This window comes from Fibrella arboris, from assembly GCF_041321095.1.
Taxonomy (GTDB): Bacteria; Bacteroidota; Bacteroidia; order Cytophagales; family Spirosomataceae; genus Fibrella; species Fibrella arboris.
This window is the reverse complement of sequence record NZ_JBGGWE010000006.1, coordinates 23672-41254: the sequence shown is the minus strand read 5'-3', so window position 1 is coordinate 41254 and position 17583 is coordinate 23672. Positions and strand designations below refer to the sequence as shown.

Sequence of the window (17583 nt, the reverse complement as noted above, 5' to 3'; positions counted from 1 at the left end):
CGCTTTAATCAGCGTTCCTATAAACTAATTGAGGCGGGGATCGACTGGGTAATTCGACAGCACTTTATACTGCCCACCCATCCGCTTCAGAATATCGCGCCACAGTTTGTCGGCGGGCGTGTCGAACAGGAAATCCGCATCGGTTTGCGAGATGATCCAGGTTTTCTCGCCTAGTTCTTTGGTCAACTGGCCCGATTCCCAACCAGAGTAACCGATAAAGAAGCGTGCGTCGGCTTCGGTAAGGGTACCAATGTTCAGCGCCTGTTTCACCTGATCGAAATTGCCGCTCCAGTAAATGCCCTCGCCCAGCGGAATAGAGCCTTCGATAAGGTCGGGGCGGCGGTGAATATAATGTAAGGTATCGGGCTGAACAGGGCCGCCCACAAACAGGGGAATGTCGGCGTAAATATCGTCGATCACGTCGCTGACATGCAGTGTAGTGCTTTGGTTCAGAATGAGGCCGAACGTCCCGTCGTCGTCGGTATGTTCACAAACGACCACTACGCTCCGTTCGAAGTTGGCATCCCCCAGAAAAGGTTCGGCAATCAACAGGCTGTTGCGGGTAATGGTCTTCGTCTTCATGAGCGTTGTGTTCTGATAATCACAAGAATACGGTAAAGAATGGTACGCAGTTACGCTGTGTTGAAAAAATTAGCAACAGGGTAGCACTTAGTGAGCAAAAGGTTAGTGGCCCACGGAAAGAAAGCCCGAACTGCGGGCAAACGCATTGTGTGTCAAAATGTTAAAACGCCAGGTACGTTGCTTGCCAGTAATGAAAAGGGTATATAGTCAACGTAAAAGAATGGCGTATTCATGCCTGTAACGACACAGATTTAGGGGCCGATGCCGCCAGCCTGACGCAGGGAGCCGTTGGCCTACAGGCTGACTCGAACGCCCACTGGCCTGCCGGTCAACTGCGTGAGCATGGGCTGCAACAAGGTAATGGCATGCCGGCGGGTTTGGTCCAGGATACCGCTTTGCATGGCCGAGGCACGTACCTGGCGCTCGGCCTGCCGGTAGGCATCGCTTACCAGTTGAGCTTCGTTCAGGAAAGTGTAGTTGGTGTCGTAGACGCGCGACCGGTCGTGGTTTATTTTCCAGGTGCAGAGCTCAGGAGCAGGTAACTGAACAAGCACCGAATCGCCCTTGGTCTGAATGTCGGCCAGCTTGAGCCTGGTCAGGTCAATGCAACCCACGGCTTCGCCTTCGATAATCAGTACTGCCTGCGAGTTGGGCAGCAACCTGTTTACCTGTTCGTGCTCAACAATGTCTTTAAACGTATAGCACACCAGTTCAAGCTTGCCCAGCGCCGTTACCCGTTCAAGCACAATGCTATGGCTGGTCTGGTCGGGTTGCCGGGTAAAACGGGCCAGCCAGGGCGCCGTGCGTACCTGCTCCCAAACGGCGAGCAATCCTACTGCCAGTAACCCTACTAAAACCAGGCGAATAAGTCGATTCATCGAGTTGGTTTATGATGGTGAAGTCGGGCTTGTCGCCTACCGGCCCGCCCGTGCGAACCTGGGCGATAGTGCCATTTCCCCTGCCCGTAGCTAGTTCAATGAAGCCAGGGCTTTTGCTACATCGGCTTCATTCGACGGGTCAATGGCATTTGTTTTGAGAAACTGCTCAAAAGCGGCTCCTTTATCTTTCAACGCCTTTACCAACGATTTTTTTGTCAGCTTCACCCGGTCAACGCTGTGATCGGGATTGACCAGATAATAAACCGATTCGTCGCGGAATTCATTGCTGACCTCGCCCAGGCCACCGTACGTTTGCTTGGTTGGTGCTTTGATGAACTGTTTAACGGGTAATTCAACCAGGCTGTAAGCGCCCAGGTAAATGATGCGGAGCAGGTCTGTTTTTAAGGCTGCTTCGTCGGTGATCAGGCCAGGTACGTGTTCGTAGCGTAGCGGGGCAGCACCGTTCGGTTTCAAAATCAGTTGCTTCACTGAGGCAATGGCATAGACGACAGAATCGCGGGGCGAGCGCTTCACGGTGACCAGTTTGCTGTACACGTCGTAATTGAACAGCCCCGCCGTCATCGGTTTGCTGCCCTCAAGAGTCAGTTCACCCGGTGCCCAGTCTGACAGGGCAAGTGGTGTGCCTTTCAGACCAACCGTGCTGAGGTTAAAGGCCCGGAGCGTTGTGCTGTTTGGATTGCCGGCGTTGTTCTGCACCTGTATTTCCTGCGCTGAAGTAGTTTGTGCAGCTACCCGGTAAGGCCCGGTTGCAACCAACAGGCCAATGAGACAGCTCATTAACCAATGCCTGGGGGCAGGCATACCGAGAAGTGGCCGTATAATGATCATGGCTATGTGTGCTTGTTTTTAGGTTTGTGACGTTGGAAATATACGCGATTCCAACAGCCATTCCCCTTCCAAACCATGAAAGGCAACTTTTTTTGTGCGCGTTACAACCCTTCGTCGGTAAGGTGAGTCTTTGGTGTATCAACGTATTATGCGGGACGAACGAACCCTTGTAGATGGCTGTCGGCAACAGGACCGACTTTCGCAGCGACTGCTTTATGAGCGGTTTGCGGGGAAACTGTTTGCTGTGTGTAAGCGGTACATAAAAGACGCCGACGAAGCCGCTGATGTCTTGCAGGATTCGTTTGTGAAAATATTCAGGCACATCGATCAGTTTCGGTTCGAGTGTCCGCTGGAAGCCTGGTTGAAACGGGTTGCCATTAACACGGCGCTTAAACACCTTCGCAAGAATAAGCCCTTCGAACACATGACCGACGTTGACGAACTGGCGAATCTGTTGCCACAAGCCGACGAAAGCTTACCCAGTTTGAACTACAAATATTTACTCAACCTCGTACAGGAATTGCCCACCGGCTGCCGGACGGTATTCAACCTGTACGCGATAGAAGGATATACGCACCCCGAAATTGCCGAATTGCTCGGTATTTCGGAGGGGACATCGAAATCACAGTTTTTCCGGGCCAGAGGCCTGTTACAACAAAAATTAACGGACGACCAGTCTATTCGCAATGAATCGTTCTGACGATCTTTTTCCGCAACCAGGCGGCACGCCCGACCCGTACTGGCAGCGGGCTTTTGACGATGCCTTCGACACGCCCCCTCCCCGTGTTTGGGAAGGTGTGGAGCGGCAGCTCGACCTCGACGAATCGGACGGTATTCTTCCGCTCTGGCAACACCGGCAGGGGCGGCAATCGATGCTGTTTGGGCGGTGGGCCGCCGGTATCGCCGCGTCGTTGCTATTGACAGCGCTGGGCTGGTGGGCCTGGCACCGGGAAGATGCCATCCGGCCCGATGCCGTCGTGGCGCACACAGCAACCAAATCAAAATCAGACCGGTCTGCCTTAGCTCGGGCCGAAGCGGCTGCACCGATGGCAGAGGCAACAAAGGTGCATAGCCAGCCAGTCCCTCGCCTGGCCGATGCGCCCATCCTGGCGCAACAGATGGAACGTACCCAGGACGCCCGCTACAGAGCTACAGCTCACGGACGTACCCGGTATGGATTTGCCGGACCTACCGCAAAACCAGCTATGGCCATGCATATGGCCAGCACACGGGCAACCTCGGCCTTGGCACCAGGTACGTTGCCTGCCGCAGCTCGATCAGCCGACCAATCCGGCTTGTCACAAGCGGCAGCTAACCAACTGGTTGACCCGAACCTTGGCCAGACCGAAACGATAAACGGGACGCTGGTTTTCTCTGAAACGACGCTCTCGTCTACCGTACGGCTGAAACAAGATCAGACTTTCCGGGCAAAAATGGGCGACGGTCAACCAGCCATTATGTCACGCTCTGTTGTCACACACTCTATGACGATGCAATCGTTCAGCGGTAGTGGCCAATCATTGAATACGCCAGCTTCATCTTCGTTTAGCGAGATGCCAACTGGTGGTTCGACCCCTGGATCACGCGCTTCTTCACTGGGGCAGGATCGGTCGGTTACGTCGATGAGCGAAGAGCTTCCCAAGCAGGTGGCCATGACCGGTGCGCCACTAGCCAGCCAGTCGCTGGCAGCACGTACCCAGCCAGCCAGTACAAACAAACCGACGGCTGAACCGATGACGCCTGCTTCGAACAAACGGACACAACGCCCCTGGCTGTCGGCAGGCGTGACGGCATTAAGTTTCAACCCAGCGGTTGCTGTGCGGTCGGCGTTCAGTCCGGTGGCCAGTGCGTCGCAGCGTTTTGCCAGTCTTGCCGGCTCGGTTGCATCAACACCAGTGCTACAGAGTCAGGTTGGTCACGCCGTTGCTTTTCAGGCTGGGGTTGGGGTTCCGCTGGGCGAACACTGGTCGATCGAGTCGGGAGTGGGGTATTTGCGGGGGCAGAATGACATTCAGAGCCCGGTGCGTATTGCTTCGGTAACGTCGAATCTCAAAGCAGCGAATACCGATAACCTCTACGCAGATCTGGTAACCCGGCTATCGAACCAGTCGTTAGCCACGGCGAATTATGCGGCCGACAAGCAGTACGATTACGTAGCCAACCAGTCGAGTAACTACACCGCCAGTCAGCAACAGGTAGTCAGCAACACCTATCAGTTTGTGCAGGTGCCGGTGCAGGTGGGGTATGAGCTACGGCCTCGCCGCAAGTTTGGCCTGGCTCTGCTGACCGGGATGGTATCGAACTGGTTCGTGAAAAATACGGTGGCCGAAACCATCACGATCAAACCCGGCGACGGCGTCTATCGGCCCGTGACGCTGGCGGGTACGGCGGGTATGCGGCTACGCTATCGCCCCGACAATCTGTGGTCGGCTTCGGTAGCTGGTATGTACCAGCAAAGCCTGCAATCGCTGACCACTAATGACGTTAGTGTACAGGCCCAACCACAACAGGTTGGTCTGAGCTTCAGCGTGGACCGGCATTTCTAATGACGTGTATGAACAGCAAGACAAACCAGTGGATCGCGTGCATAGTGCTGTCGCTATTCGCATTCGTATCGGGTTGTTCGCCCAACGAAACGGCGGTTACGCCTGTTCCGGCGGGTAGTGCAGAGGCGATCACGGGCGACTGGATACTGGCCGAACCCGCCTCTGCTTATACCGTTACGTTGCGTATCAGCGACGCTGGCCCTGCCTTCATTGAGCATTATGCTGTTCAATTTACGGGCCAGGCACCGGTGAATACGTATTTTGGCCAAGCCGCCTTCAGTCAGCGACCCTCTATCGAATCGGGGCCAACCGGTACCGGCTCGGTGAGTGGCCTTGGCTCAACCAAAGTAGCTGGGCCAGCCGCCGCCATGCAGTTCGAAACCGATTACCTGACCCATCTGGCAGCCGTGACTAAGGCTGACGTAGTTGGAGCCAGGCAATTAGAGTTGAGCTACGGCGGCACAGCACCCGGCAAACTGGTGTATAAACGACAATAGTTTTTCAGAAGTAGCCATTCAGATATTTTGTGTAGGACTCGATCGCCCGGTGGTTTTGCTGCCGGGCGATTTTTTTTGTGCTGCTTGCAACCCTATGAAAATGAGAGGGGTCTAGCTGTTAACATTCCTTAACACATTGACTTTATGAAAAGACTACTTTACTTCCTGCTGCTGGCCCCCTTCATCTGGATCGATTCGGCCTGCACCGATCAATGCACCGAGACGCGTGTGTTCAGGCAATTTACACCGGTCATGCTCACCCCAAACCAGGTACGTCTGGGTGTCGGGGTCGATAGAGCGCGAGGGCTGGTAAACCCTGGTAAGATCTACACGAAAGATGGTTACCTGTTCATCAATGAATTGAAACAGGGCATTCATGTCATCGACAACCGCAACCCGTCTGATCCGAAATCACTGTTGTTCATTAGTATCCCCGGCAACGGCGATATAGCCATTCGGGATAACTTCCTGTACGCTGATAGCTACATGGACCTGGTGACATTCGATATCAGTAACCTGACCGATATTCATGAAGTAGCCCGCACCCAGAACGTTTTCTCACAGGGGCAATTTGATGGCGGCTGGTGGTATTACTATCCGGCCAACGGGAATGATGTTATTCAGGATCAGCGCGTCGACTACGTAAAGCAAACCGTTAAAACGAACTGCGAAGCCACCCCTTCGGCTACACCCATCTGGATGAGCTTTTCCTCGTTCGCCAGCGCCGATACAAAATCGGCTTCACCCAGCACAGGCACCAGTGGTACGGGTGGGTCAATGGCCCGGTTCACGTTGTACGATAAATACCTCTACGCGGTGTCATCGTCAGACATGAAGTTGTTCAACGTGCAGCAACCATCGAAACCGTCGTTGAGCAACACGGTGAATATGGGCTGGGGCATCGAAACCATTTTTCCGTATAAAGACAAACTCTTTATCGGTTCGCAGTCGGGTATGCTTATTTATGACAACGTGGACCCTGCCAAGCCGAAGCAGCTGTCTGTTTTCCAACATGCCCGCGTGTGCGACCCCGTTGTGGTGACTGATAACACGGCCTACGTGACGCTGCGCTCCGGCAATACCTGCGGTGGCTTCACCAACCAGCTGGACGTGATCGATATCACCAACCTGACCAGTCCCAAGCTGTTGAAAAGTTACCCGATGCGCAATCCGCACGGCCTTGGCGTTGATTTTCCTAACCTGTTCATCTGCGAAGGAGCCTACGGCCTGAAATCGTTCAACGTGAGCGATCCCCTGCAGGTCGACAAAAATCTGCAGCAGTATATGGAAGACCTGCAAGCCTACGATGTTATTCCGATGGGTGGCGTATCGGGTCAAAAAACGCTGTTACTGATTGGGAAAGACGGATTCTATCAGTTCGATTACACCAATCCGAGCCGCCTGCGTTTGCTTAGCAAGATTCCCGTTAGCCGCCCAGACCTGACGTAGGTTGTGCTAGTACACTGCTTCGCGCTGAGACTTTACTATGAAACCATACTATATACTTTGCTGGCTGCTCCTGCTGCTGATGAGCTACAGCCAACGTACCCACGCGCAGTTATCGGGCGCAGAGCTGCCGCTGACAAAACGCGTTTATCCCTTTGTGAACTACACTGAAGTGGGTGGCCTTTTTGGCCGGGTGACCTATCCGACACAGGTTGGATCGGGGGCCGAAACGGTAGAAAATAAACTTAGCCTGACGCTCCAGACGTTCAATGGTGTGCAGCTACGTCCCCGGCTGGCGGTTGGGGGAGTCGTTGGCATAGACTGGTACACGAATGCCCTGCTGCTGCCCGTGGGGGCGGGGATACGGTACGATCTGGCACAACCCAATGACAAAAACGTGAATGTGTTTGCCTCTTTCGATGCGGGATATGGCCTCACCTGGCTCAACAAATCGAGCACGGGTTATGACCTTACGCGGGGCGGGCTAATGCTGAATCCTGGTATTGGGCTCCGGTTGGGCAAACCAGATAAAGGCGCATTTGTGCTATCGGTCAGCTATAAACGCCAACCTGTTGACTCAACAAAGCCGTTGCAATGGAATGATATTCGCCGCGACGAAAGCCGGGTGTATAACCGGCTGGCGGTGCGGCTGGGAGTGAGCTTTTAGATAAGGGAGGAAAGGGAGTAAAGGAGGAAGGGGAGAAAGGAGGAAAGGGTTGCTTTCGCACGAGCAGTTACGCTTGCGAAACTTCCTTTCCTCCTTTCTCCCCTTCCTCCTTTACTCCCTTCAAAGGCTTACGCCATGGCGAACTTGTTGGCGTTGCGTTTCCGCTCGTTTTCGTCGAGGAAAATCTTGCGGATACGCATCGACTTGGGCGTTACTTCCAGGTATTCATCTTTCTGGATGTATTCCATCGATTCTTCCAGCGAGAAGGTGATCTTCGGCACAATCCGAACGTTGTTGTCCGAACCGGATGCCCGCATGTTGGTCAGCTGTTTGGCTGTCTGAACGTTCACGACGATGTCGTTCTGGCGGTTGTGCTCACCAATTACCTGACCGGCATAAATTTCCTCACCTGGATCGATAAAGAACACGCCGCGATCCTGAAGCTTATCAATCGAGTAGGCCGTTGATACACCTGAGGTCATCGAGATCAGTGAACCATTGATCCGCTCCTGGATAGGGCCTTTGAATGGCTGATATTCTTTGAACCGGTGGGCCATTACGGCTTCACCGTACGTAGCGGTCAGTACGTTCGAGCGCAGGCCGATCAAGCCACGCGATGGAATATCGAACTCAAGGTGCTGCAGGTCGCCTTTCGGTTCCATGATCAGCAACTCGCCTTTCCGCTGCGTAGCCAGCTCAATTACTTTACCGGCCGTCTCTTCAGGTACGTCGACAACGAGGGTTTCGATCGGCTCCAGTTTCTGGCCATTCTCGTCTTCTTTATACAACACCTGTGGCTGACCAACCTGCAGTTCGTACCCTTCGCGACGCATGGTTTCAATCAGTACCGACAAGTGAAGAATACCCCGGCCGAACACCAGGAAGCGGTCTTCGCTGTCGGTTGCTTCTACACGCAACGCCAGGTTTTTCTCGATCTCTTTGTAGAGCCGATCGCGCAGGTGACGCGACGTAACGAACTTGCCTTCTTTACCGAAGAAAGGCGAGTTGTTGATCGTGAACAACATATTCATCGTTGGCTCGTCGACCGAGATACGTGACAAGGCCTCTGGGTTTTCGGCATCAGTGATGGTATCACCGATTTCAAAGTCTTCCAGCCCCGTGATGGCGCAGATATCGCCACACTGCACTTCAGTTACCTTCTGTTTGCCAAGACCTTCGAACGTCTGGAGTTCTTTGATCTTTACTTTTTTCACCGTTCCGTCTGACTTCACCAGCGCCATATTGGCCCCTTCTTTCAGCGTACCGCGGTGTACCCGGCCAATGGCGATCCGACCTACGAACGCTGAATAGTCGAGCGACGTGATCTGCATTTGTGGGGCGCCTTCGTTGATTGGTGATTCCGGAATGGTGGCAACGATCGTGTCGAGCAGGTACGTGATATCCTGAGTTGGCGTTTTCCAGTCCGGCCCCATCCAGCCTTGTTTCGACGACCCATAAACGGTCGGGAAGTCAAGCTGATCTTCGGTAGCGCCGAGGTTGAACATCAGGTCGAACACCTGTTCGTGCACTTCGTCGGGGCGGCAGTTCTCTTTGTCGACCTTGTTAACGATCACGATTGGCTTCAGACCAAGCGATAGGGCTTTGCTAAGAACAAAGCGTGTTTGCGGCATGGCCCCTTCAAAAGCATCGACGAGCAGACAAACGCCATCGGCCATTTTCAGGACGCGCTCCACTTCACCGCCGAAGTCGCTGTGACCAGGGGTATCGATGATGTTAATTTTAACGTCTTTGTAGCGGACCGATACGTTTTTCGATACAATGGTGATGCCACGCTCACGTTCCAGGTCGTTGCTGTCTAGAATCAGGTCCTGGAATTCCTGGTTCTCGCGGAAGAGTTTCGACGCGTGAATAATCTTGTCGACCAGCGTAGTTTTGCCGTGGTCAACGTGGGCGATAATCGCAATATTGCGGATGGATTGCATACAAAGTTTGAAACGTGTTTTTTCCGGCAAGAATTCAGAGAGCGAGCGTTGTTTTTGATCTTGCCGGGTTTACGACTAAAATCCTGTTCGCCTTAGCATGCTGTCGAAAATGACACAGGCAATTTTCCCGCAAAGGTACGAAAATTTATGCTGTAAAACAGATATTTACAATATAATAATGCGCCTGCGAGCATTCAGAGCTATTGGCTCCTTTTATTGTACAATTCCGCTAGTTTTATAGAGTATACCTGTATAGAAACCAAAAACGCAGTAGCCAGCGCCACTGCGTTTTTGGGTTACCACGCTGTAGAGCGATTATTTCTTGGGCGCCGCCATCATCTCTTTGATCAGCGAATCGGAGATTTTGGCCCCCCGCAGGGCGATCATTCCTTCTACCGACGTGTTGAAGTTGTTCTTACCCCGCCGGATCTTCTCGGTAATGATCGATTTCGAGACTTTCGCATTGTTCAATGTGATTACGTCTTCATTGGTCATCACATCGGTCATCGTAGTTTTAGCCATCATCGCCTTCACGATACCGTCTGAAATTTTGCCGTTTTCAAGTTCGATCAGGCCTTTTGGCGACAGGTCGAAATTGGCTTTGCTGCCACTGATCTTAGCCTGAATGAGCGACGTACCTACTTTGGCAATGTTCATCGAAATAATGTCCTGATTGGTCAGCACGTCCTGGCTTTTGGCACCGACTACAACGGCCAGCAATAAGCTGAATGTTAATAAAATTTGTCTCATAGTGTGTCTATCACGCGGAGTTGGTTGAGGCCGCAAATAATAGAAAACTGGCTACCGATAGCGCGCTAATTGATTAAGCGTATGTTTTGCTTAACGAGAAGCAGTTTACGGCCTACAAGAAGTTGAGGTACAGTTCAACGCCCAGATAGCGTGGGCGGCTCCAGGCTACCTGATTGCCCCAGTCATATTCCCAGCCGTGCTGGATGAACAGTTGATTTGTCAGGTTCTTGCCCCAGAGCGCAATACTCCATTTCCCATGTCGGGGCGCCAGTGACACCCGGCCATTGACAATCGTGGCCGCCTGCCGGGCAATGAGTTCGGAGTTGGCGATGTCGTTGAAGGCTTTACCTGTGTGGGTAAGGGTTGTACCCAGGAACAGCCGTAGCTGGTCGGTGAGCGAGAAGGTGTATTCGGGGGCAACAGAGAGGGTAAAGTTGGGTGCTTTCAGCAGTTGGTTGCCAGCATAATTAACCGGATTGCCGAGGTCATCGGTACCGAAAGGGAAGTCGATATACCGCAGGTGCAGGTAGCCCATCGACACGTCGGCCCGGAAATTCTTGAGGATGCCCGAGAATTCCGTTTCTGCGCCCCAGCCCTGCGTTTTGGGCGCATTGGCTACCCGCACCCGTGTTCCCTGATCCAGCAGTTCCTGTTTATTCAGGTAATCGGTATAGAACATGGCCGCGTTGAAGCGGGTACGTTCGCTGGGTTTCAACTTAAGGCCCAGTTCATAGCTGTTCACGTATTCGGGTTTGAAAACCAAACCGGTTCCGTTGGGGTCAGTGGTGACAGAGGTGTTGAACCCGGCCCCTTTAAATCCCCGCACGTAGCTGGCGTAACCCATCATGTAGGGCGTGAAGCGGTAGTCGAGTCCAATGTTGTAGGTCAGTACATTGTTGTCGGCGTTGCGGTCGACGGGCGCGGCTTTCTCGCCTACATTCACGGCGTAAATATCGATCAGGCCGAAAGGAAGGCCATTATAGAACTGATTGGTCAGGTGCTGCCAGTACGTTAGGCTGCGTTGTTCGGCAGTGAAACGCAGGCCGCCATTGAGGCGCAGCTTTTTGTTGAGCTCATAACTGGCAGAGGCAAAAGCAGCCAGGCTACGCGCATGGATTGTGCTGTTGGTGGTGTACCCCTCGCTGGTGAAAAGAGCCCTGTTGGGAACGGGTTTCTCCAGAATAGCTTCTGCGACGGGCAAGAAATCCTTTTGTAGCGAGAACGTATCCGTGGCGCTGATCTGCTCGCTCAAAAAATAAAGTCCGCCGATGTACGAAAACGGTTCGTCGCGCGGCGAATGCAGGCGCACTTCCTGACTGATATTCTGGAGCTTCTGGGTACGTCCCCACAGCGAGACATTGGCCGAAGACACATCATTATCGCCAAAATACGTATCTGCCGATTTGTTGAAGGTCGTAATGGAGGTCAGCGTATGGCGGCCCAGTTTGACCTCTCCTTTGGCCACGGTGCCATATTGCTGTCTGGTAAAGGTGTTGGGTACGTTCTGCCGGGTAGTCAGGCCTTCATCGGCGGCCACACCAACGGGATCGTCATCGGGTTTGCTGGCGTAGACGAATGTATTTTCGGCATTATCGTCCTGGCCGTAGTAACCACGTAGCGTGATAGTTGTCGAGGGGTTTGGGGTATACAAAGCGGAGGCGCGAAAACCATAAAAATCGGTTTTGTTAACGGCCTCAATACCCGGTAGTTTATCGGTAATGTAGCCATCACGTCGGGTATAGGCCCCCGTTAACCGCACGGCCAGTTTATTTTTGATCAGTTCACGATTGACTTTAGCCCGCGCCTGGAAGAAGTTGTAGTTCCCATAACTAAGCTCCACTTGCCCGTTGTTGGCGAATTCCGGTTTTTCGGAGACCACATGAATAACCCCGCCCACCGTGTTTTTGCCAAACAGCGTCCCCTGAGGGCCTCGCAACACATCGATGCGTTCAATGTCCATAAGGGTTGAGTTGAAGGCAAAGCTGCGCGAAAAGTAGGCGTCGTCGATATAGAGCGCTACGGTCGATTCAAAACCCACGTTGTCGAAGACGGTCGACAGGCCCCGGATCGAAAACGAGACCTGCGAATTGAGCCACGAATCGGTGATCAGGTTGGGTACGTTGTTCAGGGCTTCGAGCGTATTGTAGGTGCTGCGCCGCTCCAGGTCACGGTGCGAAATAACCGACGCGGCCACGGGTACTTTCTGTAAATATTCATCGACCCGGTTGGCGCTGACAATGGCGTCGCGGAGCTGCATATCGTTACTCACAAGCCGAAAATCAACCGTGACCGATCGGCTGTCTTTAGGGAATGCCAGCTGAATTACATCCTGAAAGCCAATAAATCGGCCAATCAACTCCACGGGTCGGTTGATACTGATTTGGTACCGGCCAAATTGATCGGTAATCGTTCCTCGGGTGGTTCCTTTAATAAGTACCGATGCGCCAACGAGTGGTTCGCCGTTCGAGGCCCGGGTGACACGGCCCGTAACAAGCGTAGGTTGTTGCGCGTGAGCCGTTCCACTCATGAGAATAAGCAAAAGAAGGAAGCTCCACCTGCGGCGCAAACACAGGAATAGGGGGCCAGCAATGGCTGGATACGTGGGCTGTTTTTTCATGAACTATGGGTGGGAGATTACTGACAACGTAGCCCAATCACAACGCGGGCAAACGATTACTTATCGGAGGTACCACTCAGCTTCCCTTCCAGTAGCCGGATGGTCTTTTCACTGTAGAGGGCAATCTTCTCCCGGTCGCGCTGCTCATCGAACGGTTTGTTGCTGTAACGGGTCTTCTGAAGCACCCGCGCTGTACCGTAAACAAGCGCTCTCTGCGGATCGTAGCGGTGTGGCTTGATACGAACGATCAGCTCCAGTACGGTATCGAGCGTCTTGTCAAATACCCACCAGGCTTCGGCCTGGTCATCAAAGTTGCGCGTAATCTTGATCTCGTCGTTGATCAGCCCATCATCGTACTGAAAACCTGATTCGGGTGCCGACAAACTTTGGATAAACTGCTTCCGAACATCGTCGGCCGAGAAATTGTAGATCCTGACGATTTGCTTGTCGACCAGGTTTTTCTTGTCGTATTCCAGCTGGGCAATCTGTATGTTGGCCGCTTTCAGGGCAGCCGTTTGTTCGGCCAGACTCGCCTGCGATGCCTGGTAATTCGCTGTCAACTGGGTGATCTGGCTGGTCAGTGTACCAATGACTGCCTGCTGTTTGGCTATGCTGTCGGTCCGCATCAACAGGGTGCGCTGCAACCCCGTCAGTACGGTGAGCTGGCGTTGGTTATCGGTGGCGAGCAGACGTACCTGATTTCGTAGAAAAGCGGTCTGCTGGGTAAGCACTTTAATTTTTCGCACGAAGGCCCCTACAGAGTCATACTTTACTGACGGTAAGGGAGTTTGGGCTGTGGTAAGTCTACAATCGATTATCAGAAGTAAGCCAATGAGTAAAAATCTATAGCACATAGGATGGGTTAGTTAGGTACGCATTTATACCGAGAGCCATATTAGTTAAAAATGCTGTCGTATAAACCTGTATACCCATAATCTGCTAAAATCTTCACCCTCTCCTCAACCTATGTCTATGAATCATTCAACGTCGACCCGTAAGTAGCCGGCATGCATCAACCTATCTCTGGCAGCGGGCCAAATCGTCGCTGGTAATAATACACCAGACCGACTGTGGTCAACGTACCCAGCAAGGCACCTGCAAAGGCATCTTCTACAAAGTGCTGAAACAAATAGACCCGCGAATAGCCCGCAATGGCAGCCAGTAACGTACCCAGCCAGCCCCAGCCTTTGCGTCGCCACAGAAAGACAAGCATACTGAACAGGGCAAAGGCTGACGTGGTATGTCCCGATGGGAAACTGTTGTACTCGTTAATGTGCAGGTCTTTTATCAGGTGATACGCCCAGTTCGAATGCTCGAAATACCGAACGGGTCGCAGCCGTTCGGGAAAAACGACCAGCTTTAAAAACAGGCTGATCAGGCCAGAGACGGCGAAACTTGCCAAGACCAGCCACCCCGCGTGGCGATGTACTACCAGGACCAACACGCCAATGACGATCACAAAGCCCCCATCGCCCAGGTACGTTAGGTAGGGAAACAGCTGGTCGCCCAAGGGGGTATTCTGCTCGTTAACGAACCGGATAAGCTGTTCTTTCGTGTAAAGCAACATCAAGGTGCCAACCGTCACTATCAGCAGCAGGTAGGTTATGAAAAAAACTCGATTGGTCCGAAAAAGGGCGGAGAGCGTCATACCTGCAAAGGTAGGCGGCGGTCGTTGATCGTCATATCGGCGTACCTATCGGTTCTATTATCTACCGGAACCGGCAATCCGTAGCGGGCTTTGTTATCTTTGGCATACGATTCGCACGGCCTTGCACGTTGTGAATGCTGAACGTTGCGACGATCAACTTTTTTCGTTATATCCTGTCTATGACCATTCTGCTTCAGGTTCCTTCCGCATCGGCTGTGGCCGATACCACCGCCAATGCACTCAACGGGGCGGCCGCCAATACACAAACGCTCGGCCTGTTCGACCTCGTGGCCAAAGGCGGGTGGGTGATGGTACCCATTGCCTTTCTTCTGTTTGCCTCGCTCTACCTGATTGTTGAACGGTGGTTGCTTATTGCCAAACAAGGAAAAGTGGATCCCGGCTTTGTCGACAACGTAAAAGATATGCTGCTCCAGGGCAACGTAAAGTCGGCAGAATCATTCTGCAAGAACCAGCGGACGGCCATTGGGCGCGTGTTCGAGAAAGCAGTAGGCCGCGTGGGGGTAGCCTCAAACAAAGAAATTGAAGGCACCATTGAAACCGTTGGGCAGATCGAACTGTCGCGGATGGAGCGGAACCTGGGTTACCTGGGTGTCATTGCCGGTATTGCGCCTATGCTTGGTTTCATCGGAACCATCTCCGGGATCATCCGTATCTTCTATGACATCTCGCTATCCGATAATATCAGCGTGGGGATCATCGCTGGCGGTCTGTACGAGAAAATGATCACGTCGGGTTCGGGGCTGATCGTTGGGGTGATTGCCTACACGGGTTATCACCTGCTCAACATGGCCATTGAACGCTTCACGCTCAAACTGGAGATGAACGCCTTTGAATTCATGGAAGTGCTCCAGAAACCTACCGAAACCGCCCGAGTACGATAAAAAGTTTTCAGTTTACTGTCTTCTGTTTTCTGTTGCGCTGCTAAGCCACAGTTAGGCAAGCTAGCGAAGCAACAGACGACAGTAAACTGAAAACAGTAAACGTCTTCCCCATGAAGCTTCGCCGAAAACGAAAATTTGCCGCAGAAGTAGCTACGTCGTCGTTGAACGACATTATGTTCTTCCTGTTGCTATTCTTCCTGATTATCTCAACAGTAGCCAACCCGAATGTGATCAAGCTGCTGTTGCCCAAAGCCGCTGCCTCGCAGCAGTTGAGCAAGAAGCAGGTGACCCTGTCTGTCGACGCTGAAAAGCAATATTTTATTGACAAACAACCTGTTGCAACAGCCGATCTGGAAGAAGAATTGAAAACGATCATGGCGGGTATCGACGAACCCACCATCGTGGTTCGTTTCGATAAGACGCTGAGCGTTCAGGATTTGGTCGATGTACTCCAGACCGGCGCCAAGCTGAACATCAAAATGGTGATGGCCACGTCGAAATAGAAGGAGTTTACAGTTCACTGTTGCTCCGCTACTGTACATAACTTTGGTTTAGCGGAGCAACAGTAAACTGTACACTCTTTTCAGTATCCATTGGCCAGCAGGCCGCCATCGATAGCGAGCACCTGCCCAGTAATGTAGCTGGCGGCTGGCATACTCAGAAACGATACGGCCGAGGCTACTTCTTCTGGTTCGCCAACACGGTTCATAGGGGTACGGGTTACGATTGCCTGTAGTTTTTCGGGATTTTCGAGAACGGGGGCGGCCAGTGGCGTACGGATATACCAGGGTGCCACTGCATTGACCCGAATGCCATCCTGCGCCCATTCAACAGCCAGGTTGCGCGTCAACTGATTCATTGCGGCCTTCGACATGCCGTATAACGACCCACTGCTGGTGTGGGTCAACCCCGAAACCGACGAGACAAAAACGATACTGCTCTGGCCAGTTGCTTTCAGGAGAGGGTACACCGCCTGAGTAAGTTCATAGGCCGAACGTATGTTCGTATTCAGGACGTGATCATACTCGTCGGCGGCGTAGTCGGCGGTAGGTTTACGAACATTCGTGCCTACGTTATTGACTAAGATGCCGACGCTACCCCACGTTTCTTTTACGGCATCGGCCAGCGTTTTGGCTGAATCAGGCTGGCTTAGGTCAACGGCTAGTCCCTCGACGATATACCCTTGTTGCCGGTAATCTGTGAGTTGTTGCTGAAGCAGGTCATTGTCACGGGCCACCACAAACACTGCGGCTCCAAGTTGCAGAAACTGCTTCACAATGGCTTCGCCAATGCCTTTGGTGGCGCCGGTAACGAGGGCACGCTGCCCTTGGAGGGAAAAAAGAGGCGTGTTCATGATCGTTGAGAAATTCGGTCATACAAGGCCTGCCCAACCACCAGCACGAGTAATCCTGGAAGCAGAACAGCCCCAGCCCGAAAGCCCGCGCCTGTCAGCTTATAAACACCAGTATTGAACTGAATGGCGCTGGTAAAGAGCCAGTAGCCGCCAGCCGCCAGCAATATGGCCAGTAACACAACCGAAACAACTTTACCAATTCGACGGACCAGACTTGTTAGTAACAGGACAAGGCCGACCACGGCCGCCACAGTCCCCAACGCGCGCGGGAAGGTTTTCAGGTAATTGTAATCGTAAAAGAAAACACCGGCCCGACCAATAAGGTTTGGGTGTGCCATCAGCCAGCCGTCGAGCAGAACGAGCACCGCCAGCAGGATGTAGAAAAATGGGTTTTTCATGCGGTAATTACGCCGTCACTGGTTTGATATATCGTTTCAGCCACGTGTGGGCGGCTGGTACGTGCCAGTTGGCCAGATACTCGGCTTTTGTTTTGGCCAGGGTGTTGAAAACGATTGTTTCAGGTGTGAGTGTACCGTCAATAAAAGCAGCTTTCAAACTGCCCAACGGCAGACTTTGTACGGCATGGTCAGCATCCAGGTACGTTACCGACCGATCCATGAAATCAATAGCGAACGACTGGCCAATTTCCTGAACAGTATGCACCGATGAGTCGATGGAACAACCGCTGGGAAGCCCTACGCCTTCATCAACCGCCAGGAGCAGGAACCGGCCATCGACCACCCGTGCCGAAGCCAGTAGCGGTTGCCCATGCGCTGCCCAGTTAGTTAATGCAGGTTGTAGCGCTGTTTCAATGGCTGTGGCTTCACTGGCAGTGAGCGCCCGGTTGGCCTGATACACCCAAAGGCGGGCGTCCGGCGTCAGTTGGTCAAAAGAGATATACATA

18 protein-coding genes are annotated in these 17583 nt (G+C 52.9%); 7 read left to right on the top strand and 11 right to left on the bottom strand.

Annotated features, from left to right (window positions below; all coding sequences use genetic code 11):
- Window positions 1-24: 24 nt before the first annotated feature.
- The 3 genes from ACAW75_RS12215 to ACAW75_RS12205 all read right to left on the bottom strand — a co-directional run bounded on the left by ACAW75_RS12215 (window position 25) and on the right by ACAW75_RS12205 (window position 2258).
- Window positions 25-582, bottom strand: a complete 558-nt coding sequence (locus tag ACAW75_RS12215) for a YqgE/AlgH family protein (RefSeq protein ID WP_370729010.1) — start codon at window positions 580-582, stop codon at window positions 25-27.
- Window positions 583-875: 293 nt separating this feature from the next.
- On the bottom strand, window positions 876-1460 hold the full coding sequence (locus tag ACAW75_RS12210) for a DUF4230 domain-containing protein (RefSeq protein WP_370729009.1): 585 nt from the start codon (window positions 1458-1460) through the stop codon (window positions 876-878).
- 90 nt (window positions 1461-1550) lie between these two features.
- Entirely contained in the window at window positions 1551-2258 is a 708-nt protein-coding gene (locus tag ACAW75_RS12205) for a hypothetical protein (RefSeq protein ID WP_370729008.1), read from the bottom strand.
- Between the two features lie 199 nt (window positions 2259-2457).
- Here ACAW75_RS12205 and ACAW75_RS12200 point away from each other — a divergent pair, with 199 nt between their 5' ends.
- The 5 genes from ACAW75_RS12200 (at window position 2458) to ACAW75_RS12180 (ending at window position 7465) form a co-directional block, all read left to right on the top strand.
- Window positions 2458-3009 (top strand): RNA polymerase sigma factor, encoded by a 552-nt coding sequence (locus ACAW75_RS12200; protein WP_370729007.1) that lies wholly within the window; start codon window positions 2458-2460, stop codon window positions 3007-3009.
- Window positions 2996-4855, top strand: a complete 1860-nt coding sequence (locus ACAW75_RS12195) for a hypothetical protein (RefSeq protein ID WP_370729006.1) — start codon at window positions 2996-2998, stop codon at window positions 4853-4855. Before ACAW75_RS12200 ends, ACAW75_RS12195 begins: the two co-directional genes overlap by 14 nt.
- Window positions 4856-4863: 8 nt before the next feature.
- On the top strand, window positions 4864-5352 hold the full coding sequence (locus tag ACAW75_RS12190) for an META domain-containing protein (protein ID WP_370729005.1): 489 nt from the start codon (window positions 4864-4866) through the stop codon (window positions 5350-5352).
- A 144-nt stretch (window positions 5353-5496) separates the two neighbouring features.
- Window positions 5497-6801, top strand: a complete 1305-nt coding sequence (locus tag ACAW75_RS12185; protein ID WP_370729004.1) for an LVIVD repeat-containing protein — start codon at window positions 5497-5499, stop codon at window positions 6799-6801.
- Between the two features lie 37 nt (window positions 6802-6838).
- Window positions 6839-7465 (top strand): hypothetical protein, encoded by a 627-nt coding sequence (locus ACAW75_RS12180; protein ID WP_370729003.1) that lies wholly within the window; start codon window positions 6839-6841, stop codon window positions 7463-7465.
- Window positions 7466-7593: 128 nt separating this feature from the next.
- Here the strand turns inward: ACAW75_RS12180 and typA are convergent, their stop codons facing one another.
- The 5 genes from typA to ACAW75_RS12155 form a co-directional block, all read right to left on the bottom strand.
- Window positions 7594-9408, bottom strand: coding sequence for a translational GTPase TypA (gene typA / locus ACAW75_RS12175; RefSeq protein WP_370729002.1), 1815 nt, complete (start codon window positions 9406-9408; stop codon window positions 7594-7596).
- Between the two features lie 315 nt (window positions 9409-9723).
- Window positions 9724-10158, bottom strand: a complete 435-nt coding sequence (locus ACAW75_RS12170; RefSeq protein ID WP_370729001.1) for a hypothetical protein — start codon at window positions 10156-10158, stop codon at window positions 9724-9726.
- A 112-nt stretch (window positions 10159-10270) separates the two neighbouring features.
- Window positions 10271-12775, bottom strand: a complete 2505-nt coding sequence (locus ACAW75_RS12165; RefSeq protein WP_370729000.1) for a TonB-dependent receptor — start codon at window positions 12773-12775, stop codon at window positions 10271-10273.
- 56 nt (window positions 12776-12831) lie between these two features.
- Complete coding sequence (locus ACAW75_RS12160) at window positions 12832-13521, bottom strand: hypothetical protein (protein WP_370728999.1); 690 nt, start codon at window positions 13519-13521, stop codon at window positions 12832-12834.
- A 266-nt stretch (window positions 13522-13787) separates the two neighbouring features.
- A complete protein-coding gene (locus ACAW75_RS12155) occupies window positions 13788-14423 on the bottom strand; it encodes a phosphatase PAP2 family protein (RefSeq protein ID WP_370728998.1) in 636 nt (211 codons plus the stop codon).
- Window positions 14424-14602: 179 nt separating this feature from the next.
- On the opposite strand from ACAW75_RS12155, the gene ACAW75_RS12150 reads away from it, so the two are divergent.
- Entirely contained in the window at window positions 14603-15325 is a 723-nt protein-coding gene (locus ACAW75_RS12150) for a MotA/TolQ/ExbB proton channel family protein (protein WP_370728997.1), read from the top strand.
- A gap of 110 nt (window positions 15326-15435) precedes the next feature.
- On the top strand, window positions 15436-15828 hold the full coding sequence (locus ACAW75_RS12145; protein WP_370728996.1) for an ExbD/TolR family protein: 393 nt from the start codon (window positions 15436-15438) through the stop codon (window positions 15826-15828).
- 80 nt (window positions 15829-15908) lie between these two features.
- Here the strand turns inward: ACAW75_RS12145 and ACAW75_RS12140 are convergent, their stop codons facing one another.
- The 3 genes from ACAW75_RS12140 to ACAW75_RS12130 are packed head-to-tail and all read right to left on the bottom strand — an operon-like array spanning window position 15909 to window position 17582.
- Window positions 15909-16679, bottom strand: a complete 771-nt coding sequence (locus tag ACAW75_RS12140) for an SDR family oxidoreductase (RefSeq protein ID WP_370728995.1) — start codon at window positions 16677-16679, stop codon at window positions 15909-15911.
- Window positions 16676-17077: a hypothetical protein gene (locus tag ACAW75_RS12135; RefSeq protein WP_370728994.1), complete on the bottom strand. Its 402-nt coding sequence runs from the start codon at window positions 17075-17077 to the stop codon at window positions 16676-16678. Before ACAW75_RS12135 ends, ACAW75_RS12140 begins: the two co-directional genes overlap by 4 nt.
- 7 nt (window positions 17078-17084) lie before the next feature.
- Window positions 17085-17582: a hypothetical protein gene (locus ACAW75_RS12130; RefSeq protein WP_370728993.1), complete on the bottom strand. Its 498-nt coding sequence runs from the start codon at window positions 17580-17582 to the stop codon at window positions 17085-17087.
- Between the last annotated feature and the right edge of the window lies 1 nt (window position 17583).